Here is a 20,691-nt window from a genome sequence, read left to right on the forward strand (position 1 = left end):
TTTCACCAGCCCGCCGGGTCCACCCGGTAGTAGCCGCTGAGTTCCTGGTACAGCGCCGGGTCGTAGTCCTTCAACTCCGCCGCCTGCTCGAAGAACACCTCGGACACCACGGCAAAGAACTCGGCCGGGTCTTGCGCGCCGTAATGGTTCAGCAGGCCGGGCTCACCCACATGGGCCTCGCGCCGCAGTTTGGCGTAGGCGGCGTGGAACACCTGGGACCAGCGGGCCGGGTCGGCATTTCGGCTGCGGTGGGGTGCGCCATTGGCATGGCCTTTTTCCTGGTCCAGTTGGTGGGCGAATTCGTGGACCACCACATTGCGCCCATCGCCGGGCGTGGTCGCCCCTTCCAGCGCGTCGTGCCATGACAAAACCACCTGTCCCTGGGCCCAGGATTCGCCCAGCAGCGCCTGGCGTTCCTCGCGCTGCACCACGCCATCGGTGTGTGTGCGCTGCACTGCGAATGCGCCGGGGTAGACCAGAATTTGCCGCAAGTGCGGGTACAAGCCCGTGGGCCGGTTCAGCACCAGCAAGCAGGCCTGGGCTGCTATCACCACCCGCATCTCGTCGGTAACGACCAGGCCCGCGCAGCCCAGAAACGCCTTCTCGGCGATGAAGACCTGCATTTGTTGTTTTAGCTGCAGTTGCAGGTCTGCGGGCATGCGCCGCACCAGGGGTACGCGGCGGCGCAAGACGGTTCGCCACACGGCGGGGAAGGGCTGCTGCCGAATTCTGCGTCTGCGCCGGGCGATCCACCATTTGGGAGTTAGCCAGCCCAGGGTGCAAACGGTAGCGAGGAGCAGGAGGGCTAGGAAGGTGGCGGTGGGGGTGTCCATGGGCAATGCTAGCTGGGTGCAATGGGCGGATTTGCAATAGCGGCGGCCTGGCGAGCGGTTTGGCACCGACTCTGTCGCAGGCATCAGCGGCCTAGCCAATGGGGGTCGGATCACAATTGCGCGCTGGATGGGTACCGCGGCGGAGCGGCAATAGCCCGCATTTGTGCTCCGACCCCTTTTGGCGATTTAGCGCGCTGTATTCCGATGCATTCTGAACATCCAACACCTCGATGGCATGCAGCGATACCTGTCGCGCGGTGCTCGTCTTTGGTGTGATTAACCGCCCAGCGGGGTCAGAACACGCATGCGGTTTGGGGCCGTGATAGCCACCCACTTTTTTGCGCGCATGGGTGGTCTGACCCTACTGGGCTACCGTCCGTGCTGGCGTTGCAGAGGGGTGATTTTTACCCCGCCACCCCAAACCCCAGCGCCGCCTCCACCATCCGCCGCAGATGCGGCTGGATGCCCGCCGCCACCTCGGCCAGGTAGTCGAAGGGCATGGCTTCTTGCATGTAGCTGCTTTGGGTCACTTCCAGCTGGATGGCGTGGATGTTGTGTGCGGGCTGGCCGTAGTGGCGGGTGATGTAGCCGCCTTGGAAACGGCCATTGAGCACGGCGGTGTAGCCGGGGGCGCTTTGTGCGATGGCCAGCAGCGCAGCGGATAGCGCGGGGTCGCAGCTTGTGCCGTTGCCGCTGCCTAAATTCAAATCCGGCAGCTTGCCGTCGAAGAAGCGCGGCACCACGGAGCGGATGGAGTGGGCGTCCCACAAAACCGCTTTGCCGTGGACCGCTTGGATACGGGCCAGCTCGGCGTGCAGTTGCTGGTGGTAGGGCTGCCACAGGGTGTCGCGGCGCAGGGCGATCTCGGCGGTGCTGGGCACGTCAGCGGGGTCCTGGTACAGGGGCTGGTTGTCGAAGTCGTCCACCGGGCACAGGCCGGTGACGCTCTGGCCGGGGTAGAGACTGGCCCCGGTGGGGTCGCGGTTCAGGTCGATCACGTAGCGGGAATGGGTGGCGATGAGCACCGACGCGCCGAGTTCCTGGGCGAAGCCGTACAGGCGCTCCAGGTGCCAGTCGGTGTCGTGCACCTGCCGGGCGGTGGGGGTCAGGCGCGCGGCCAGCGCGGGCGGCAGGTAGGTGCCCACGTGGGGCATGGAGATCAGCAGCGGCTGGGTGCCTGGGATGAATGTGAAAGCTTGCATATTTACCCTTGCGTAAGTTGGGTGCGGGCTTGGATAAAGGCCGCGGCGGCTGCATCGTGCAACGGGTGGCGGCCTTTGTGGGTGCGCTGCTGGCCGCCGACCCAGACGGCATCCAGCGCCGAGGTGCGGTGGCTGGCGAAGACGTGGGCCGAAAGCATGTCGGGGGCTGCCAGTCCGGCCAAGGCCAGGTGCTGTGCGTCGAGTACGCAGAAGTCGGCACGCTGGCCAACCGCCAAACCCTTGGCCACTCTACCTGAGGCCTGCGCGCCCCCGGCCACGGCTTGCAGCAGGGTGGCGGTGGCGACTTGGCTGTGGTCGGCACTGGCCAGCACATTGCGCTGGCGGAACTGCAGGCGCTGGCCGTATTCGAGCAGCATCAGCTCTTCGGCGGCGTTGACGCAGGCGTGGCTGTCGGAGCCCAGGCCCCAGGCTCCGCCGGCACTGCGCCAGCGCGGCATGTCGAACAGGCCGTCGCCCAGGTTCGCCTCGGTGCTGGGGCAGATGCCCGCCACCGCGCCGCTGGCCGCCGCGTCCCGGTATTCGGCATCGCTCATGTGGGTGGCGTGGATGAGGCACCAGCGCGCATCGACCGGTGCGTGGTCCAGCAGCCATTCCACCGGGCGCTGGCCGCTCCAGGCCAGGCAGGCATCGACCTCGGCGGTTTGCTCGGCGATGTGGATGTGCACGGGGGCGGATACGTCCATGGCATGCAGCCCGGCCACCGCATTCATCAGGCTGTCGGGCGGCACGGCGCGCAGGGAATGCGGAGCCAGGCCGAGGCGTGCTCCTTGTGCGTCGCATAGCGGTTTCAGCGTCTCCAGCAGGCGCAGCATCGAGTCAGTGGAGCGGATGAAGCGGCGCTGGCCGGTGGTGGGTGGCGTGCCGCCAAAGCCGCTGGTTTGGTACAGCACGGGGAGCAGGGTGATGGCGATGCCTGCTGTTTTAGCCGCGCGCAGCAACGCCTTGGACAGCTCCGCGTCATCGGCGTAGGGCGTGCCGTCGGCGCTGTGGTGCAGGTAGTGGAATTCGCAGACGGATGTGTAGCCCGCTTCCAGCATTTCGATATAGAGCCAGGTGGCGATGGCCTCGACCTGCTCGGGGGAGAGGCGGGCGGCGAACTGGTACATCAGCGTGCGCCAGCTCCAGAAGCTGTCTTGGGCGGCACCCCGGAATTCGGTGAGTCCGGCCATGGCGCGCTGGAAGGCGTGGGAATGGAGGTTGGGAAGGCCTGGGGTGAGGGGGCCCGCTGCTTGTGGGGTACTGCCAGGGTTGGCGTTGGGGGTGACTGCTGTGAGTTCACCTTGGGCGTTCCATTCGAGGAGGACGTTTGTAGCCCAGCCGGTAGGGAGGAGGGCGTTTTTTGCGTAAAGGCTTGTCATGGATTTGCCTTGTCTATGGGCATGGTCTGCCGGGATGTGCGCCCGGCGGCGCAGTCACTTTTCTTTGCTTGGCCAAAGAAAAGTAACCAAAAGAAAGGCCACCCCCACTGTCTGCGCCCTCCGCTTGCGCTGCGGGAACCTGCGGTGCTCGCTGCAAGTGGGGTCCCGCTCGAACTCGCCTGCGGCTCAGACAATCGCGGGCCCTGGTCCACTTGCAGCTGCGCTCCTCGGCGCATACAGAGGGGGACCCCGGGAGCGGGATCGGCCCGGAGGTGCCGGGCGTCGCGCCTAGGGCGCGAGATGGGGGTGGTGGTGCGGGTTGTTATGTCCGAGCGGACCGCGATTGGCGGACTGCCCCTGTTTCGCGCCCTAGGCGCGATGCGGCGCTTTGCGCCGCCGATCCCGTACCCGGGGTCCCCCTCTGTATGCGCCGAGGAGCGCAGCTTTGGGCGGATCAGGGCTGGCGTTGTTTGAGCCGCAGGCGAGTTTAGCCAGACCCCGCCCAAAGCGAGCACCGCAGGTTCCCCGACGCGCAAGCGGTGGGGCGCAGGTAGTGGGGGTGGCCTTTCTTTTGGTGACTTTTCTTTGGCCAAGCAAAGAAAAGTTACTGCCCTGCCGGGGGCACATCCCGGCTGGGGATCTTCGTTAACGTTAATCCGGCAATAAGGGTCAGAGCCCAAATGCGTGAAGCTCCGGTCTCCCCCCGTCAGCAGCAAGTGCGCAATTGGGATCTGACCCTTATTGCCTACCGCCGTTAATGGGGTTCTGACCTCTATTGATTCTGTCATGGCCGCAGCAGCCCCAGGGTGTCCACTGCCACCCGCCCTTGCCGGATCACGGTGCGGGGTGTTTGGTGGGCCAGCCAGTAGACCAGCTCGGCGGGGTCGTGCAGGTCCCACAGGACGATGTTGGCAGGCCGCCCCACGGCCAGCGTGCCGTGCGTGTCTTGCAGGCCCAGGGCGCGGGCGGCGTGGGTGGTGATGCCGGCCAGCGCCTCGGGCACGGTCAGGCGGAACAGGGTGCAGGCCATGTTGGCCATCAGCAGCAGACTCAGGGTGGGCGAGGTGCCGGGGTTGTGGTCGGTGGACACGGCCATGGGCACACCGGCGGCGCGCAGGGCGGCAATGGGGGGCAGGTGCGTGTCGCGCAGCGTGTAGTACGCGCCGGGCAGCAGCACGGCCACCGTGCCGGATGCGCGCATGGCCTCGATACCGGCGGCAGACAGATGCTCGATGTGGTCGTTGGATAAGGCCCCATACCGCGCCGCCAGGGCCGAGCCGCCCATGTCGGACAGCTGTTCCGCATGCAGCTTCACCGGCAGACCCAGTGCCTGCGCGGCTTTAAAAACCTGCTCTGTCTCGGCCAGCGAAAACGCAATGCGCTCGCAGAACACGTCCACCGCGTCCACCAGGCCCTCGGCAGCCAGGGCGGGCAGCATGGCATTGCAAACGAGGTCGATGTAGTCCTGGCTGCGGCCCGCGTACTCGGGCGGCAGGGCGTGCGCGCCGAGGAAGGTGGTGCGCACCGTCACGCAGAAGTCCTCGCCCAGACGGCGGGCCACGCGCAGCTGTTTGCGCTCATGTTCCAGAGCCAGGCCGTAGCCGGATTTGATCTCGATGGCGCATACGCCTTCGGCCAGCAACTGCTGCACACGGGCTGCGGATTGTGCGTACAAATCGTCTTCACTGGCAGCGCGGGTCGCCAACACGCTGGAGACGATGCCGCCACCGGCTTTCGCCACTGCCTCGTAGCTCGCGCCCGCCAGCCGCATGGCAAATTCATTCGCCCGCTGACCGCCGTAGACCAGGTGGGTGTGGCAATCGACCAGGCCCGGCGTGGCCAGCGCGTTGCGGGCATCGATGCGCGGCAGGTCTTGCAAGTCGGCGGGCAGCGTGCCGATGTCGCCCATCCAAGTGATCTGGCCGTGTTGCACCGCCAGGGCGTTGGCCGCGCCGCTATCGGCCAGCCGCAGGTTGTGCCAGATGCCGTCAGCGTGGGGGAGGTGTTGCATAGTGTGTGTGCTATTAAATAAAGAGCGGTATGCGTATGCAGAATATGCGCTAGAGGCCTATTTTGTTAAAAAAACTGCCACCAGCCATGCGTCGGCGGTCTGCGGTGTGGCGCGCCATTGCACGGGCGCATCCCACCACAGGCCGTGGCTGGGGGGGCAACAGGCATCGCCTAACTGCCATGTACCGCGCACCGCCAGCAGCAGGCCGCAGTCGGCTGAAATATTTGCTGCCGCGGTCACCATGCGCACCTCGGCCTGCACCCGCCCGCGCCGCGTCATCAGGTTGAAATCGGTGGACACGCCGCCCAACAAGCTGCAATCCAGCGCCACGTCGCCCGAGAACGCAAACGGCACGCCGGGTGTGTCCAGCCGATGGTCTATGCCATCGCCAAACAACCGCACACCCGCACCGTCCAGCAACAGGATCACCCGGTCCACGCCGGGAAAGGCCGAGAACGGACCGGCAGCGGCAATGGTGGCAATGCTCACCCGCCAGTCGAAGCTGTCCATGCCCGCGCCGGGCGGCTGGCAGACGATCTCGCGGGTGGTGCCGCCACCGTTCTTCCACGGGGTGGCGGGCAGGGCGGCGGTGTCGAAGGTGTGGATCATACGAAGGGGGTGCGCAGCAGGTTGGCGGCTTGCGCAATGTCGGGAGCTAAAAAGCGGTCGGCATCGAACGATGGCACGTGCTGGCGCAGCCATTGCCACGCCCGGCCCGTACCTTCACCGAATGGTTGCGCTTTCAAAAACTCCAGCGCCTGCGCGGCCAGCAGGTATTCGATGGCCAAAATCTGCGTCAGGTTCTCCAGCGACCGGTGCAGGTCCAGTGCGGCGGTGGTGCCCAGGCTGAGGTGGTCTTCCTGCCCGCCGGAAGTGACGAAGTTGTCCACCACTACCGGCTGGGCCAGGCGGCGGTTTTCGGCTACCAGCGAGGCAGCGGTGTACTGCGCAATCATCAGGCCCGAATTCACGCCCGGCTCGGCCACCAGAAACGCAGGCAGGCCACTCAGCACCGGGTTCACCAGCCGGTCCAGCCGCCGCTCGGCCACACCGCCCAGCTCGGCGGCGGCAATGCGCAGCAGGTCGCAGGCCATGGCCACCGATTCGCCGTGCGGGTTGGCTTGCGACATGACGCGGTAAGCCTGCGGCGTGCCCAGCAGCAGCGGGTTGTCGGTGGCAGAGTTGAGCTCGGTTTCGATCTGTTTGGCCGCATGGGCGATCTGGTCGCGGCAGGCACCGTGGATTTGCGGCATCGAGCGCAGGCTGAGTGCATCCTGTGTGCGCAGGCCCAGGCTGCTGGCGATCACCTCGCTGCCTGCCAGCAGGCTACGCAAACGCTGGCCCACGCGCTGCATGCCGGGGTGGGGTTTGAGGGCCAGGATGTCGGCATCGAAGGCCGCAATCTGCCCGCGCAGGGCTTCAAAACTCATGGCCCCGGTCACGTCGGCCCAGTCGGCCAGGCGTTCGATGTCGGCCAGGGCCAGCGCCGCCAGGCCGGTCATGCAGGGCGTGCCGTTGACCAGGCACAGGCCATCCTTCGCGCCCAATACCAGGGGCTGCAGGCCATTGGCGGCCAGGGCCTCTGCGGCGGGAAGGGTGCGGCCCTGCCAGCGCACATCGCCCACGCCCAGCAGCGCTACGCTGATGTGGGCCATGTGGGTGAGGTAGCCCACCGAGCCTTGTGAGGGCACGCAGGGGGTGATGTGCAGATTCAGCAAGGCTTGCAGCCCTTTGACCACTTTGGGTTGCAGGCCCGAATAGCCCTGGCAGAAGTTGGCCAACGCCGCCACTAGGATGGCGCGGGTTTGCGACTCGCTCAGCAGCGGGCCAACCCCACAGGCGTGGCTGAGCAGTGTGTTGTTTGACAACTGGGCCAGTTGCTCGCCATGCAGCAGCACCTGGCTCAAGGCCCCTAGCCCGGTGCTGATGCCGTAGGCCCGCTCGCCGCTGGCCACGATGCGTTGCACTATGGCCTGGGCGTTGGCGATGCGGGCCCAGGCACCGGGAGAAATCTCCAGCCGCGCGCCATCGCGGGCGACGGCCACCAGGTCGCGCAAGCCCAGAGGTGTGTCGCCGAGGGTAATGGAAGGCTGGGTAGGCATTTTTAAGCTAAATAGGCTACTAGCGCAGGTACTGTCTACGCTATCAGCTATTAATACAAGAGCAAACGACTTACTTCACCATCGGCAGGTTCAGCCCCTGCTTTTTGGCCGTGGTAACCGCAATCTCATACCCGGCATCGGCGTGGCGCATCACGCCACTGCCGCTGTCGTTGACCAGCACGCGGGCCAGTCGCTCGGCGGCGGCGTCCGTGCCGTCGGCCACGATGACCATGCCCGAGTGCTGCGAGTAGCCCATGCCCACCCCGCCGCCGTGGTGCAGGCTGACCCAGCTGGCACCACCTGCAGTGTTCAGCAGGGCGTTGAGCAGCGGCCAGTCGCTGACGGCATCGGTGCCGTCCAGCATGGCCTCCGTCTCGCGGTTCGGGCTGGCGACAGAGCCGGTGTCCAGGTGGTCGCGGCCGATGACGATGGGGGCTTTCAACTCGCCATTGCGCACCATCTCATTGAAGGCCAGCCCGGCAATATGGCGCTCGCCCAGGCCCAGCCAGCAGATGCGTGCGGGCAGGCCCTGGAAGGCGATGCGTTCGCGTGCCATGTCCAACCAGCGGTGGGTATGGTGGTTGTCGGGGAACAGCTCTTTGATCTTGGCATCGGTCTTGAAGATGTCTTCCGGGTCGCCGGACAAGGCCACCCAGCGAAACGGCCCCTTGCCCTCGCAGAACATCGGGCGGATGTAGGCGGGCACAAAGCCGGGGAAGTCGAAGGCGTTTTTGACACCCGCGTCAAACGCCACCTGGCGGATGTTGTTGCCGTAGTCCACCGTGGGGATGCCCAGGGCCTGGAAATCCAGCATGGCCTGCACGTGCACGGCGCAGCTTTGGGCAGCGGCGGCTGTGAGCGTGGCGTGCTGGGCAGGGTCTTTTTGCGCGGCCTTCCATTGGTCGAAGCTCCAGCCTGCGGGCAGGTAGCCGTTGATGAGGTCGTGGGCCGAGGTTTGGTCGGTCACCATATCGGGGCGGATGCTGCCTGCTCCACCAGATTTCACGCGGCGCACCAGTTCGGGCAACACTTCGGCGGCGTTGCCCAGCAGGGCGATGGACACAGCTTCCTTGCGTTCGCAGTGGTGGGCGATCAGCGCCAGCGCGTCGTCAATGTCCTTGGCCTGCTTGTCCACGTAGCGGGTGCGCAGGCGGAAGTCGATGCTGCTTTGCTGGCATTCGATGTTCAGCGACACGGCCCCGGCCAGCGTGGCGGCCAGTGGCTGTGCGCCGCCCATGCCACCCAGTCCGGCGGTCAAGATCCATTTACCGGCCCAGTCGTTGTTGTAATGTTGTTTACCGGCTTCGACGAAGGTTTCGAAGGTCCCCTGCACGATGCCCTGGCTGCCGATGTAGATCCAGCTGCCGGCCGTCATCTGGCCGTACATGAACAGGCCTTTGCGGTCCAGCTCGTGGAAGTGTTCCCAATGGGCCCACTGGGGCACCAGGTTGGAGTTGGCGATCAGCACGCGCGGGGCGTTGGCGTGGGTTTTGAATACGCCCACCGGTTTGCCGGATTGGATGAGCAGGGTTTCGTCTTCTTCCAAAACTTTCAACGAGGCCAGGATCTGGTCAAAGCAGGCCCAGTTGCGGGCGGCGCGGCCTATGCCGCCGTAAACCACCAGGTTCTTCGGGTCTTCGGCCACCTCGGCATCCAGGTTGTTTTGCAGCATGCGGTAGGCCGCCTCCGCAATCCAGTTTTTGCAGTTCAATGTGCTGCCGCGCGGGGCGCGGATGACGCGGCTGGCATCGAAGCGGGGGTCTTGCAGGGTGGTGGTCATGGCGGCAATTCCTAATTAAAAAGGGGGCACTAGAGCGGTGGTGCGGCAATTTTAAATAACTTGTCTAGTCCTGTATATACAGCTTGCGCAAAAAAAGGAAAAATCCCCTTTTCAGCCGGTGATGGCGTTGCCATCCGTACGGAAACGGCTGCCCAGACGGTAGCGGGCGCCGGGATGCAGGCAGCGCACCAGGGTGATGGGGACATCGCGCATCCAGGTGCGGCGGGTCAGCAGCAGGCAGGGCTGGTGCGCATCCATTTGCAGCAGGGTGGCCTGCTCGGCGCTGGGCAGCACGGCATCCACCACGTGCTCCATCTGGTCGAACAACACGGTGCGCACCAGGTAGTCGGACGGCTGCTCGGTGTGGAAATCCTGGCTGCCGAAGTCGGGGGCCATGCGCGGGTTGACGAAGCGGTCTTCGAGCTGCATGGCCACGCCGTCCTCCAGGTGCACGCAGACAGAATGGAACACCGATTCGCCGGTGTGCAGGCCTAAAGCGGATGCCACTTCCAGCGTGGCTGAAATGCGCTCAACGGTGACCATCTGGCATTGGTAGTCGTGGCCGCGGCGGCGGATGTCGTCGGCCAGGCGGGCAATCTGCAGCAGGTTAGCCTGGGGTTTGTCGTCGGCTACAAAGCTACCCACCCCGGCTACGCGGCGGATGCGGCCCTGCTCCTGCAGCTCGCGCAGCGCGCGGTTGACGGTCATGCGCGACATGCCGAACTGCAGCACCAGGTCGTTCTCGGACGGCAGGCGGTCGCCGGGCGTCCAAGTGCCGTCCTGGATCTTGCCGGCCACAAAGTCTTTGATATGTTGGTAGCGGACCATGGGCGCGGCGGAGGTCGCCGTGGGGGAGGTGGATCGTTTGGCGGGCATGTCGCAACGATAACAGGGCGCTATGGGGGCTGAAACATCGCTACTCCAACAAACTCCGTGCCACCGCCTCGGCCACCTTGATGCCGTCCACCCCCGCCGACAAAATGCCGCCCGCGTAGCTGGCCCCTTCACCCGCCGGGTACAGGCCGCGCACGCTCAGGCTTTGGAAGTCGTCGCCACGGGCCATCTTGATGGGCGAGGAGGTGCGGGTTTCCACGCCGGTGAGCACAGCATCTGGCAGATCAAAGCCTTTGATCTTGCGGCCAAAGGCGGGCAGGGCTTCGCGGATGGCCTCGATGGCGTAGCCGGGCAGGGCGCTGTGCAGGTCGCTTAAGCGTACGCCGGGTTTGTAGGATGGCTCGACGCTGCCGAGCTGGGTGGAGGCGCGCCCGGCGATGAAGTCGCCGACCAGTTGGCCAGGGGCCTCGTAGCTGCTGCCGCCCAGCACGTAGGCGTGGGATTCGAGCTGGCGCTGCAGGTCGATACCGGCCAGCGCGTGGGTGCCGGGGAAGTCTTCGGGCGTGATGCCGACGACGATGCCTGCGTTGGCATTGCGCTCGTTGCGCGAATACTGGCTCATGCCGTTGGTGACCACGCGGCCCGGCTCGCTGGTGGCAGCCACTACCGTGCCGCCGGGGCACATGCAAAAGCTGTAGACGGCGCGGCCATTGCTGGCGTGGTGCACCAGCTTGTAATCCGCTGCGCCCAGCAACGGATGGCCCGCGTGGCGGCCCCAACGGGCGCGGTCGATCAGGCTTTGCGGGTGCTCGATGCGAAAGCCGATGGAAAACGGTTTGGCCTCCACGTACACACCGCGTGCATGCAGCATGGCAAAGGTGTCGCGGGAGCTGTGGCCCAGGGCCAGCACCACGTGGTCGGCGCGCAGCTCCGAGGTTTCACCGGTCGCCTGGTTCAAAACGGTCAGGCCACGCATGTGGCCGTCTTCGATCAACACGTCGGTCACGCGCTGCTCAAACCGCACTTCGCCGCCCAGCGCGATGATCTGCTCGCGCAGATGCTCCACCACCTTGACCAGCTTGAAGGTGCCAATGTGCGGGTGCGCGGCCACCAGAATCTCTTCGGGCGCACCGGCTTTCACAAATTCCTGCATCACCTTGCGGCCCAGAAAGCGCGGGTCTTTGATCTGGCTGTACAGCTTGCCGTCGGAGAAGGTGCCTGCGCCGCCTTCGCCAAACTGCACGTTGCTCTCGGGCTTGAGCAAGTTTTTGCGCCACAGGCCCCAGGTGTCTTGGGTGCGCTGGCGCACCGTGGTGCCGCGTTCCAGCACGATGGGCTTGAAGCCCATCTGCGCCAACACCAGCGCTGCAAAGATGCCGCAGGGGCCGAAGCCGACCACCACCGGGCGGATGGCTATATCGGCAGGGGCTTGGCCCACCGGATGGTAGGCCATGTCGGGGCTGGGGCGCAGGTGCGGATTGTCGGGGTGCCGGCGCAGCAGTTCGGCCTCGTGGGCGGCATCTACCAGGGCCACATCCACGATGTAGACCTGCATCAGCGTCGCCTTGCGGGCATCGAAGCTGCGTTTGAAGACAGTGAAGTGCGCTATCTGCGCGGGTGCCAGGCCCAGGGTGTGGGCGACCAGGGCGGGCAGAGCCTCTTCGGCGTGGTCGAGAGGAAGTTTGAGTTCGGAGATGCGGATCATGGGGGGCCTAACGGCTTGTAGTTATCAAGCAAGAGGCCTGAATTTTAAAGGAGGGGCGCTGTTTAGCCGTGCACCTGCTGCGAGTCGTTCGGGGCCTGCGCCCGGTCGAACATGCCGTAGTCGCGCACCACCTGGACCACGCGCAGCCGGTAGCCGGCAAATATTTCTTGCCGCCCGGCCTGCTGTGCTTGGCGATGGCTGTCTAATTGCCGCCACTGCTTTACGGCTTCTTCGTCGCGCCAGAACGACAGCGACAGTAACTTGCCGGGCTGGCTGAGGCTGCTGAAGCGCTCAATGGAAATGAAGCCGTCCATTGCCTCCAGCTGCGGGCGCAGGGCTGCAGCGGTGTCCAGGTAGGCGCCGAAGTGTTCGTCATGGGGCTGCACTTCGAAAATCACGGCCATCATGCGGCGGCCTCCACGGCGTGCGCCGCAATACCCAGGGTGCCGTCCACGACCTCAACAAAGCTGCGTTCCTCGCGCAGGATGAACTTGTGCGTCTGGGCGAAGGCAAAGTTGACACGGCCTTCGGCATCGGTTTTGAGACGCGCCCGGTAGCGCTCGTAGGCGGCCAGCGAATCGAAGGCGATCAGGCCCCAGGCCTCGTAGTTGCTGCCTTCCAGCGGCAGGAAGTAACCGACCAGGTGGCCGCCGCAGCGGGGAATGATGCGGCCCCAGTTCTCGGCATATTGCTGGAAGGCCTGGCGTTGGAAGGGGTCGATTTCGTAGCGTATGCAGCAGGTGATTTTCATGGAGTGGCTTTCAGTTGCGGTATCGCAAAGATAGTGGCTTGACGGCATGAAGCAGTTCGTTGAAGATCGAACCATGAAAGATGGACCCAGCATTGCCCGCATCGCCGCGCTGATCGGCGACCACGCCCGTGCCGAGGTGCTTACCGCCCTGATGGCCGACCGTGCGCTTACCGCCACCGAGCTGGCCGGCATTGCCGGTGTCACCAAGCAGACCATCAGCGCGCACCTGGCCAAGCTGGTGGAGGCTGGTCTGGTGGCCGTGGACAGCCAGGGTCGGCACCGCTACTTCCGGTTGGCAGACCATGATGTGGCGCATCTGCTGGAGTCGCTGATGGGCGTGGCGTTCCGTACCGGCGCGGTACGCCTGCGCTCCAGCCCGCGCGAGCCGGCCCTGCGCAAGGCGCGCATTTGCTACGACCACCTGGCCGGAGAAATGGGTGTGATGGCCTACGAGGCTTTGCTGGGCCAGCAGGTGCTGCAGGCCCAGGCCAACGGCGTGCAGCTGACGCCGTCCGGCCATGGTTGGTTTACCGCGCTCGGCGTAGATGCCACGGCCGCACAGGCGCAAAAGCGCGCTTTCTGCCGGCCCTGCCTGGATTGGGGTGAGCGCCGTCACCATCTGGGTGGGGCTTTAGGCACGGCCTTGCTACAGCGCGTCTACGCCTTGGGCTGGGCCCAGCGCGATGCGGATTCGCGGGTGATCCGCTTCACGCCGCGCGGCGAGCAGGCTTTTCGTGCGCTGTTTGCGCAGCCGGCTTAGCCATTCAATGGTGGGTGGCCACCGGAATCTGCGTGGCGGGCGGTGTGTTGCGGCTGCGCTCGCAGCGCACGATGCCGTCGATCATCACCATGCCGATACCGGGCAAATCGCCGAGTTGCACACTGTGCAGCAGGTCGCGCCCGGCGGAGTGCTGGGCCTTGTCCATGAAGACGAAGTCGGCAGCGCGGCCGACCTCGATAAGGCCGCAGTTCAGGTTGCGGATGCGTGCCGTGTTGCCGGTGGCAAAGCAGAATACCAGCTCGGGCGGGATGTTGCCCAGGCTGGACAGCAGGGCAACCATGCGCAGCATGCCCAGGGGCTGTACGCCCGATCCTGCCGGGCCATCGGTGCCGAGGATCACGCGGTGCGGGCATTTGAGCTGCAGTGCAGCCTGGGCGGCGGCGATGGCGACCTTTTCGTTGCCGTTGTGTACGATTTCGATGGCGCGCGATGATTTTTCGCACAGCTCGCAGACATGGGCTTCCGATAAGGAGGTGTGGCCGCCGTTGATGTGGCCGATCACGTCGGCATCGGCCTCCAGCACCACGTCCTTGTCAATCAGGCCCGAGCCGGGGATGGACGGGCCGCCGGTGTGGATGGTGCTCTGGATGCCGTATTTGCGCGCCCAGGCCACCATTTGCTGGGCTTCATAGCCCGCCTTGACCGAGCCCAGGCCGACTTCGCCCAGCAGCGTTACGCCCGCTTCACTCAAGTCCTTGAAGTCCTGCTCAACCATGCCTTTTTCAATGATGGGCGCGCCCGCGATGACCTTTACGCCACCAGGGCGGAAGTTGTCGAAGGCGCGTTGGGCGGTGATGGCCAGCGCCTTCAGTCCGACGATATCCTTGGGGCGGCCGGGCAGGTGCACCTCGCCCGCCGATACCATTGTGGTCACGCCACCGTGCATGGTGGAGTCGATCCAGCCAAGCTGGTTCTGGCGCGGGGTCCAGTCGCCGAACACCGGGTGCACATGGCTGTCGATCAGGCCGGGGGCAACGCAAGTTTGGCGCACATCAATGGTGGTGCGGGCTGCGCTGGTATCGCAGTCTTTGGCGCGGCCTACGGCGACGATCAGGCCGTCCTGGACCACGATAGTGTCTGCCTCCAGGATGGGGTGGTCGATGTCGCCCGATAGGAGCAGACCAATGTTCTGGATCACGACTTTGCCGGACTTTGCGCCGGTTGCTGCTTCTGCCATGGGGGTCTTTCGTGGGGTGGAATGTGTATTGGACTTACGCGGCCTGGCGTATGTGGGGGTTCAGCGGGTGACGGTACGCACCACCGTGTCGATCACAAACTCTTCCCAGTGTGTCAGCGCATCCGGGGCTTCGAGGTTGTCGCCCAAGAAGGCCGACAGGGTATGGCGGTTGGACAGGTAAAAATAGCCCAGCGAGGCGATCAACAGGTACACATCGCGGGTGTGCAGCTCTGCACGAAACAGCTTTTGGGAGATGCCATTCTTCAAAATTTTGTCCAGAATGGCCATCGCCGGTGACGAGAATTCGCGGGCCCGCAGCGACTTGGCAATATGCCGCCCCTTGTGCAGGTTCTCGGTGTTCAGCAGGGTGATGAATTCCGGGTGCTTGCGGTAATAGCCCAGCACAAAGCGGATGACTGCGCGCAGCGCTTCCAGCGGCTGGCCTACGTCTAGCGCCAGGCGTGACTCGGCCTCGTTCATGCGCCGGTAAATACCTTCCAATACTTCGATATACAAGCCTTCCTTGCTACCAAAGTAGTAGTAGATCATGCGGTCGTAGGACTTGGCAGCGGTAGAGATTTTCTCGACGCTGCCGCCGTCATACCCGTGCTTGGCAAAAACCTTGGTGGCGGCGCGCAGGATGTTGTCGCGCGTGGCCTGGGCATTCTGTTCGCGCACGCCGGGTTTGACAGCTTTGGCGGTTTTGCCGCTGGCTGGGGTGGCAGCTTTCTTGCGGGCAACGGGTTGGCGACCGGGTTTGGCAGTGCTGGACATAGTGGATGCGGGCGGGTTGCGGTGTTTTTTATGTTGCGACGTTCAGGGGCCTATGCTAAATTGCCAACACCGCAATAAATGTAGTGTTTGCAACATGTAAGTGGAGTAGATGCTACCTACATTGCGAAGGCGGTACAAGTGTTTTAGGACTTACGCGGCTGCGTTAGTACTGTGTTTTTTGAACCTCTGCCCGGTTGATGCCCACGATGACAGAACACACCAAAACTGATGGCTTGCCCGCCATGGATGCCGGCGGGCCGTCCCATCTGCTGGACCAGGCGGCAGCGCGCAACGGGCGCCCGGTTACCGGCAAGATCGCGTGCAACGCCTGCCCGGTGCTGTGCCAGATATCGGAAGGCCGTGCCGGGGCTTGCGACCGCTACGCCAACCAGGCGGGAGTCTTGGTGCGGGTCGATCCGGTCGTGCTGTTGCGCCGCGCGGTGTCGGATGTGTCTGCGCCGCTGGTGTCGTTTGCCGCGCTGTCAACCGACGCAGCCGATTGGAGTGGCGACTTGCTCCTGGCCGATGAGGTGTTTGTGACCGGCGTGGGGGCCTCTACAACTTACCCTGACTACAAGCCCGCGCCGTTCATCATCGCCTCGCAGGCCCAGGGGGTGGACATGGTGACGGTGGTGACCGAGGGCATCTTCAGCTACTGTAGCTTCAAAATCAAGATCGACACCGACCGCTATCTGGGCCCAGAGCAGGCCAATGTGCGCTGCAAGGGCGAGGTGGTTGGCCACGTCACCACGGCAGAGTACGGCTCGCAAATGCTGTCCCTGGGCGGCGTGCACCACCTGACCGGTGGCAGCAAAAAAGAGGGCCGTGTCACCGTGCAGATGATGGAGGCCCTGGGCAACAAGCAGGCGGTGGAACTGACCATCGACGGCGGCTCGCAGATTGTGGTGCAGGCGGGCCGTGCGCCCATCGTCAACGGGGTGGAAGAGCGGCGCATGCGGGTGGGTTGCGGCTCTGCCGCCGTGGGTATTTTTGCCAAGCAGCTGTTGGGCGAGGCCGACGAGGTGGTGGTGGTGGACGACCACATTACCGGGGTGTTAACCGAGCACCAGGCGGGACGCTGCCTGGACATGCCGCGCTCCGGCATCCAGCTGCGCGGGCGCAAATCCACGCCGGGGCGCTACTTCCAGGTGGCCAATCCCGGCACGGGCTGGGGCGGCACCGATATTGCCGATCCCTTGTCCATCATCGAAGGCTGGGACCCCGAAGTCGCCCGGCCCGGCACGCGTTTGCTGATGACCTCCACCACCGGTGAGCACGCGGCCTGGTACGTGCTGGACAACGCGCTGCAACCGGTAGCGCAGACCATGCCGGAGAGCGTGCAGCGTATCGTCGACCGGATTGGCGAAAACTGTGAACCCTCGCTCTGCACCGTGCTGTTTCTCGGCGGAGCCGGGGGCAGCCTGCGTGCGGGCGTGACCGAGAACCCGGTGCTGCTGACGCGCGCCATCAAGCAGGCACTGGTGAATGTGACCTGTGGTGGGGCGCCCGCCTATGTGTGGCCGGGCGGCGGCATCACCGTCATGGTTGATGTGGTGCGCATGCCCGACAACAGCTTTGGTACCGTGCCCACCCCGGCCATCGTCGCCCCTGTGGAGTTCAGCATGCGGCTAGACGACTACCGCGCCCTGGGCGGCCACATGGACCATGTGCGCAGCCTGGAGCAGGCGCTGCACACGGGGGCCTGGCACAACGAGGGTGCTCCAACTGCGCGCCTATGGGTGCAAAACCCGGCTGCCAATGCCTGGCCGCTGGGCCAGCCGCCCCTGCTGGGCTGACACAGCACCATGGCTGCCCAACGCATGGCTTTGTCCGATGGCCGCTGGCACTTTCAGCACGGGCCAATCGACATCGTGGTCGGTGCCAGTGGCACCCCGGACGCGTTGGCTTTGGCACACGCGGCCGCATGGAGTCGTTTTGGCACCGTATTGGAAGAGTTGGTGGCGGAGCTGCCGGTATTGCGCCAAGCTTTGCCTTGCGGTGGTGCGCTGCCGCTGGCCGGGGCGGTTTTCAAGGGCGGGGTGGCGCAACGCATGTGGAATGCTTGTGCACCTTTTCGAGCCGGGTTTATTACCCCCATGGCGGCAGTGGCGGGGGCGGTGGCGCAAGAGCTGATGGCATGCTACGACTACACGGGCATAGACCGGGCCTGGGTCAACAACGGGGGCGATATCGCCTTGCATTTGACACCCGGGCACAGCTGGCGCGTGGGTCTGTTTGCAGACCTGGCGACCGTGGGCTCTGCGCTGGTCGATCCCCAGGGTGTGCGCTGCGATGCCCAGGCCACGGTGGAATACGGCTGGCCGGTGCGCGGCATCGCCACCAGTGGCTGGCGCGGACGCAGCCTTTCACGGGGAATTGCCGACAGCGTGACGGTGCTGGCCGCCAGCGCTGCCCAAGCCGATGCAGCCGCCACGGTGGTGGCCAATGCGGTCAACGCACAGCACCCGGCCATCGTCCGCCAGCCCGCGTGCTCCGTGCGCGACGACAGCGACCTGGGGGCTTTGCCGGTGACCACCGAGGTGCCCCGTTTACCCCCCGATGTGGTGCACGTCGCACTGGCGGCCGGCTTGGCCAAGGCGTTGCAACTGCAGCAGGCTGGCTTGTTGTGGTCCGCTACCTTGGTGTGCCAGGGCCAATGGCGGCACACACCCGAGGTTTTGCAAGTTGGTTCAGTATTTGCTTAATGAAATTCATACCGTGACCCATCCCATGATAACGATCCGACGCATCTTTACCCACGTGGAGCAGATCCACCACGAGTTCGGTCCCGAAGCCGCCGTCCCCTTGGTGCGCGGTGCCATTGGCGCGGTGCTGACCAACCCGTTTGCGGGCCGCTTTGAGCCCCACATTCTGCCCATGATGGACGCGCTGCAAGACGTGGGCATCACCATGGCGTACCGCCTGCTGGCCGCTATGCAGTTACCGGTGGAGCGTATCGCCAGCTACGGCAAGGGCGCGGTCATCGGCGCGGCCGGTGAACTGGAGCACGGTGCCCTGTGGCATGTGCCTGGTGGCTACGCCATGCGCGAGCTGCTGGGTTGGAAGGGCGACCGCAACGCCTACGCCAAGGGCCAGGCCGAAGAGAAAACAGGCCAGCCCGGCAATGCCCTGGCCATCGTGCCATCCACCAAGAAAGTCGGCGCGCCCGGGACCGCGCTGGACGTGCCGCTGACCCATATCAATGCCATCTATGTGCGCAGCCATTTCGATGCCATCGAAGTGCGCGTTCCGGGTGCGCCCGCAGCCGATGAAATCGTCTTTATCCTGGCGATGTCTTCGGGTGCGCGGGTGCACGCCCGTGTCGGTGGTTTACATGCAGAGAACATTTCAAAATGGGACGGACTCCGATGAACAACGTCATACAGATCACGCCGAGCATCTTTATTTCAGGAGCACCGCGGAACCGGCTTTGCCGGGCCGCTGGTGTTGCCCCCTGCAAGGGGGTTGGCGAAGCGACACGGAGTGCGCGAAGCCTGGGGGTGAGTCAATGAATGCCAAGATCCGCAAAATCATCGTCCAGGTCGATGAAGTCCATATTGAAATGGGCCAGCCCGTTTCGCCGCCCACCCGCCGTGCACTGGCTATGGCCGTGATTGCCAACCCTTACGCGGGCCGCTATTGCGAGAATCTTGATGAACTGATTGCCATCGGCGAAGAGCTCGGTGGCCTGCTGGGCGAAAAGTGCGTGCAAGCTCTCGGCATTGCGCCGGGTGCGGCACACAGTTACGGCAAGGCCGCCATCGTGGGCGAGGGGGGCGAGCTGGAACATGCGGCCGCCATCCTGCACCCCAAGCTCGGTTCCCCGCTACGCAAGGCGGTGGAGAAGGGCGCGGCCCTGGTGCCATCGGCCAAGAAGATCGGCGGCCTGGGCACAGCAGTGGATGTGCCGCTGGGTCACAAGGATGCGGCCTTTGTGCGCAGCCATTTCGACGCCATGGAAGCCAGGGTATCGGATGCGCCCCGCGCCCATGAGATCGTGGTGGCCGTGGTGGTGACCGACAGTGGCCGGCCCTTGCCGCGCATTGGCGGTTTGCAGGCATCCGAGCTCGTTGGCCAAGACGGCTTGCGTTAAACGCTTTCCCTTTTTGAACCCAGGAGTTTTGCCATGAAGTTACTGCGTCCCCTGCTTACCACCGCCAGCTGTGTTGCCGCGCTGGCCACGCTCTCCACCGCCCATGCCCAGGGGGTTATCAAAATCGGCGAAATCAACAGCTACAAAGCCCAGCCCGCCTTTTTGGAGCCCTACAAAAAGGGCATGGAGCTGGCGGTGGAAGAAATCAACGCCAGCGGCGGTGTCAACGGCAAGAAAATCGAGCTGGTCACCCGCGACGACAACGCCAACCCGGGCGATGCCGTGCGCGTGGCCGAAGAGCTGATCTCGCGCGAGAAGGTCGATGTGCTGACCGGCACCTTCTTGTCCAACACCGGACTGGCCATGACCGACTTCGCCAAGCAAAAGAAGTTCTTCTTCCTGGCCGGCGAGCCGCTGACCGACAAGATCATCTGGGGCAGCGGCAACAAGTACACCTACCGCCTGCGCCCCGGGACCTACATGCAGGCCGCCATGCTGGTGCCCGAAGCCGTGAAGCTGAAGAAAAAACGCTGGGCCGTGGTCTACCCCAATTACGAATATGGCCAGTCGGCCGTGGCCGCCTTCAAGCAGCTGCTGAAGGCCGCGCAGCCGGATGTGGAGTTCGTTGCCGAGCAGGCCACGCCGCTGGGCAAGGTCGATGCCGGTAGCGTGGCCCAGGCCCTGGCCGATGCCAAACCCGATGCCATTTTCAATGTGCTGTTTGGTGCCGACCTGTCCAAGTTTGTGCGCGAAGGCAATACCCGTGGACTGTTCAAAGACCGTGAAGTGGTCAGCGTGCTGACCGGCGAGCCCGAGTACCTGGATCCACTGAAAGACGAGTCGCCCAATGGCTGGATCGTCACTGGCTACCCCTGGTACGGCATCCAGACACCCGAGCACAAGGCTTTCTTTCTGGCCTACCACGGCAAGTACAAAGACTATCCGCGCCTGGGCTCGGTGGTCGGCTACACCGCCATCAAATCGCTGGCTGCCGGTATGAAGAAAGCCAAGAGCAGTGAGTCCGAAAAACTGGCCGTGGCCTTCCAAGGTTTGCAGGTCGATAGCCCCTTCGGCAAGATCACCTACCGTGCCCAAGACCACCAGTCCACCATGGGTGCTTTTGTCGGCAAGACCAAGAACGAGGGCGGCAAGGGTGTGATGGTGGACTACACCTACCTGGACGGCGCGAAATACCTGCCCACGGATGCCGAGGTAGCCAAGCTGCGTGCACCGGACTGAGCCCCCGTACCACCGCAACCACCGCAGACG

At 64.6% G+C, this 20,691-nt stretch carries 19 protein-coding genes; 6 read left to right on the top strand and 13 right to left on the bottom strand.

All coding sequences use genetic code 11. The features are described 5' to 3' along the window. Positions 1 to 2: 2 nt before the first annotated feature. The 11 genes from AC097L_RS17185 to AC097L_RS17235 form a co-directional block, all read right to left on the bottom strand. The gene (locus AC097L_RS17185) at positions 3 to 833 is read right to left on the bottom strand and encodes a M90 family metallopeptidase (protein ID WP_479587758.1); all 831 of its coding nucleotides are present in this window, start codon (positions 831 to 833) and stop codon (positions 3 to 5) included. 404 nt (positions 834 to 1,237) lie between these two features. Further along, positions 1,238 to 2,035, bottom strand: a complete 798-nt coding sequence (gene hutG / locus AC097L_RS17190; RefSeq protein WP_479587759.1) for an N-formylglutamate deformylase — start codon at positions 2,033 to 2,035, stop codon at positions 1,238 to 1,240. 2 nt (positions 2,036 to 2,037) lie between these two features. Then, the gene (locus AC097L_RS17195) at positions 2,038 to 3,414 is read right to left on the bottom strand and encodes a formimidoylglutamate deiminase (protein ID WP_479587760.1); all 1,377 of its coding nucleotides are present in this window, start codon (positions 3,412 to 3,414) and stop codon (positions 2,038 to 2,040) included. 784 nt (positions 3,415 to 4,198) lie between these two features. Further along, a complete protein-coding gene (gene hutI, locus AC097L_RS17200; protein ID WP_479587761.1) occupies positions 4,199 to 5,425 on the bottom strand; it encodes an imidazolonepropionase in 1,227 nt (408 codons plus the stop codon). Between the two features lie 57 nt (positions 5,426 to 5,482). Further along, entirely contained in the window at positions 5,483 to 6,034 is a 552-nt protein-coding gene (locus tag AC097L_RS17205) for a HutD/Ves family protein (RefSeq protein WP_479587762.1), read from the bottom strand. Further along, positions 6,031 to 7,527 carry an HAL/PAL/TAL family ammonia-lyase gene (locus AC097L_RS17210; protein WP_479587763.1) on the bottom strand — a complete coding sequence of 499 codons (1,497 nt, stop codon included), beginning with the start codon at positions 7,525 to 7,527 and terminating at the stop codon, positions 6,031 to 6,033. The genes AC097L_RS17205 and AC097L_RS17210 overlap by 4 nt, the downstream gene beginning before the upstream one ends. Before the next feature lie 70 nt (positions 7,528 to 7,597). Then, positions 7,598 to 9,307, bottom strand: coding sequence for a urocanate hydratase (gene hutU / locus AC097L_RS17215; protein WP_479587764.1), 1,710 nt, complete (start codon positions 9,305 to 9,307; stop codon positions 7,598 to 7,600). A 111-nt stretch (positions 9,308 to 9,418) separates the two neighbouring features. Further along, a complete protein-coding gene (hutC, locus tag AC097L_RS17220; RefSeq protein WP_479587899.1) occupies positions 9,419 to 10,135 on the bottom strand; it encodes a histidine utilization repressor in 717 nt (238 codons plus the stop codon). An 88-nt stretch (positions 10,136 to 10,223) separates the two neighbouring features. After that, positions 10,224 to 11,846 (bottom strand): NAD(P)/FAD-dependent oxidoreductase, encoded by a 1,623-nt coding sequence (locus tag AC097L_RS17225; RefSeq protein ID WP_479587765.1) that lies wholly within the window; start codon positions 11,844 to 11,846, stop codon positions 10,224 to 10,226. A 62-nt stretch (positions 11,847 to 11,908) separates the two neighbouring features. Continuing rightward, on the bottom strand, positions 11,909 to 12,253 hold the full coding sequence (locus AC097L_RS17230; RefSeq protein WP_479587766.1) for an antibiotic biosynthesis monooxygenase family protein: 345 nt from the start codon (positions 12,251 to 12,253) through the stop codon (positions 11,909 to 11,911). Continuing rightward, on the bottom strand, positions 12,250 to 12,597 hold the full coding sequence (locus tag AC097L_RS17235) for an NIPSNAP family protein (protein WP_479587767.1): 348 nt from the start codon (positions 12,595 to 12,597) through the stop codon (positions 12,250 to 12,252). Before AC097L_RS17235 ends, AC097L_RS17230 begins: the two co-directional genes overlap by 4 nt. 73 nt (positions 12,598 to 12,670) lie before the next feature. Between AC097L_RS17235 and AC097L_RS17240 the strand changes: the two genes are divergently transcribed. After that, the gene (locus AC097L_RS17240) at positions 12,671 to 13,357 is read left to right on the top strand and encodes an ArsR/SmtB family transcription factor (protein ID WP_479587768.1); all 687 of its coding nucleotides are present in this window, start codon (positions 12,671 to 12,673) and stop codon (positions 13,355 to 13,357) included. A 4-nt stretch (positions 13,358 to 13,361) separates the two neighbouring features. Here AC097L_RS17240 and AC097L_RS17245 read toward each other — a convergent pair whose 3' ends face one another. Beyond that, on the bottom strand, positions 13,362 to 14,555 hold the full coding sequence (locus tag AC097L_RS17245; RefSeq protein WP_479587769.1) for an amidohydrolase family protein: 1,194 nt from the start codon (positions 14,553 to 14,555) through the stop codon (positions 13,362 to 13,364). Between the two features lie 60 nt (positions 14,556 to 14,615). After that, the gene (locus tag AC097L_RS17250) at positions 14,616 to 15,329 is read right to left on the bottom strand and encodes a TetR family transcriptional regulator (RefSeq protein WP_479587770.1); all 714 of its coding nucleotides are present in this window, start codon (positions 15,327 to 15,329) and stop codon (positions 14,616 to 14,618) included. Positions 15,330 to 15,535: 206 nt separating this feature from the next. Here AC097L_RS17250 and AC097L_RS17255 point away from each other — a divergent pair, with 206 nt between their 5' ends. The 5 genes from AC097L_RS17255 (at position 15,536) to AC097L_RS17275 (ending at position 20,661) form a co-directional block, all read left to right on the top strand. After that, positions 15,536 to 17,125, top strand: coding sequence for a 6-hydroxynicotinate reductase (locus tag AC097L_RS17255; RefSeq protein ID WP_479587900.1), 1,590 nt, complete (start codon positions 15,536 to 15,538; stop codon positions 17,123 to 17,125). Between the two features lie 9 nt (positions 17,126 to 17,134). Further along, the gene (locus AC097L_RS17260) at positions 17,135 to 18,034 is read left to right on the top strand and encodes a UPF0280 family protein (RefSeq protein ID WP_479587771.1); all 900 of its coding nucleotides are present in this window, start codon (positions 17,135 to 17,137) and stop codon (positions 18,032 to 18,034) included. A gap of 25 nt (positions 18,035 to 18,059) precedes the next feature. Next, positions 18,060 to 18,701, top strand: coding sequence for an amino acid synthesis family protein (locus tag AC097L_RS17265; protein WP_479587772.1), 642 nt, complete (start codon positions 18,060 to 18,062; stop codon positions 18,699 to 18,701). 136 nt (positions 18,702 to 18,837) lie between these two features. Further along, positions 18,838 to 19,422 carry an amino acid synthesis family protein gene (locus AC097L_RS17270; RefSeq protein ID WP_479587773.1) on the top strand — a complete coding sequence of 195 codons (585 nt, stop codon included), beginning with the start codon at positions 18,838 to 18,840 and terminating at the stop codon, positions 19,420 to 19,422. Between the two features lie 33 nt (positions 19,423 to 19,455). Beyond that, positions 19,456 to 20,661, top strand: a complete 1,206-nt coding sequence (locus tag AC097L_RS17275; protein ID WP_479587774.1) for an ABC transporter substrate-binding protein — start codon at positions 19,456 to 19,458, stop codon at positions 20,659 to 20,661. The last annotated feature ends 30 nt before the right edge of the window (positions 20,662 to 20,691 follow it).

The sequence above is a fragment of the Rhodoferax sp. RT5P35 genome (assembly GCF_056521385.1).

Excerpts from the sequence above, each read along its gene's own strand:
- AC097L_RS17185 (WP_479587758.1), bottom strand. The coding sequence starts at position 833 with ATGGACACCCCCACCGCCACCTTCCTAGCCCTCCTGCTCCTCGCTACC.
- hutG (WP_479587759.1), bottom strand. The coding sequence starts at position 2,035 with ATGCAAGCTTTCACATTCATCCCAGGCACCCAGCCGCTGCTGATCTCC.
- AC097L_RS17195 (WP_479587760.1), bottom strand. The coding sequence starts at position 3,414 with ATGACAAGCCTTTACGCAAAAAACGCCCTCCTCCCTACCGGCTGGGCT.
- hutI (WP_479587761.1), bottom strand. The coding sequence starts at position 5,425 with ATGCAACACCTCCCCCACGCTGACGGCATCTGGCACAACCTGCGGCTG.
- AC097L_RS17205 (WP_479587762.1), bottom strand. The coding sequence starts at position 6,034 with ATGATCCACACCTTCGACACCGCCGCCCTGCCCGCCACCCCGTGGAAG.
- AC097L_RS17210 (WP_479587763.1), bottom strand. The coding sequence starts at position 7,527 with ATGCCTACCCAGCCTTCCATTACCCTCGGCGACACACCTCTGGGCTTG.
- hutU (WP_479587764.1), bottom strand. The coding sequence starts at position 9,307 with ATGACCACCACCCTGCAAGACCCCCGCTTCGATGCCAGCCGCGTCATC.
- hutC (WP_479587899.1), bottom strand. The coding sequence starts at position 10,135 with ATGGTCCGCTACCAACATATCAAAGACTTTGTGGCCGGCAAGATCCAG.
- AC097L_RS17225 (WP_479587765.1), bottom strand. The coding sequence starts at position 11,846 with ATGATCCGCATCTCCGAACTCAAACTTCCTCTCGACCACGCCGAAGAG.
- AC097L_RS17230 (WP_479587766.1), bottom strand. The coding sequence starts at position 12,253 with ATGATGGCCGTGATTTTCGAAGTGCAGCCCCATGACGAACACTTCGGC.
- AC097L_RS17235 (WP_479587767.1), bottom strand. The coding sequence starts at position 12,597 with ATGAAAATCACCTGCTGCATACGCTACGAAATCGACCCCTTCCAACGC.
- AC097L_RS17240 (WP_479587768.1), top strand. The coding sequence starts at position 12,671 with ATGAAAGATGGACCCAGCATTGCCCGCATCGCCGCGCTGATCGGCGAC.
- AC097L_RS17245 (WP_479587769.1), bottom strand. The coding sequence starts at position 14,555 with ATGGCAGAAGCAGCAACCGGCGCAAAGTCCGGCAAAGTCGTGATCCAG.
- AC097L_RS17250 (WP_479587770.1), bottom strand. The coding sequence starts at position 15,329 with ATGTCCAGCACTGCCAAACCCGGTCGCCAACCCGTTGCCCGCAAGAAA.
- AC097L_RS17255 (WP_479587900.1), top strand. The coding sequence starts at position 15,536 with ATGACAGAACACACCAAAACTGATGGCTTGCCCGCCATGGATGCCGGC.
- AC097L_RS17260 (WP_479587771.1), top strand. The coding sequence starts at position 17,135 with ATGGCTGCCCAACGCATGGCTTTGTCCGATGGCCGCTGGCACTTTCAG.
- AC097L_RS17265 (WP_479587772.1), top strand. The coding sequence starts at position 18,060 with ATGATAACGATCCGACGCATCTTTACCCACGTGGAGCAGATCCACCAC.
- AC097L_RS17270 (WP_479587773.1), top strand. The coding sequence starts at position 18,838 with ATGAATGCCAAGATCCGCAAAATCATCGTCCAGGTCGATGAAGTCCAT.
- AC097L_RS17275 (WP_479587774.1), top strand. The coding sequence starts at position 19,456 with ATGAAGTTACTGCGTCCCCTGCTTACCACCGCCAGCTGTGTTGCCGCG.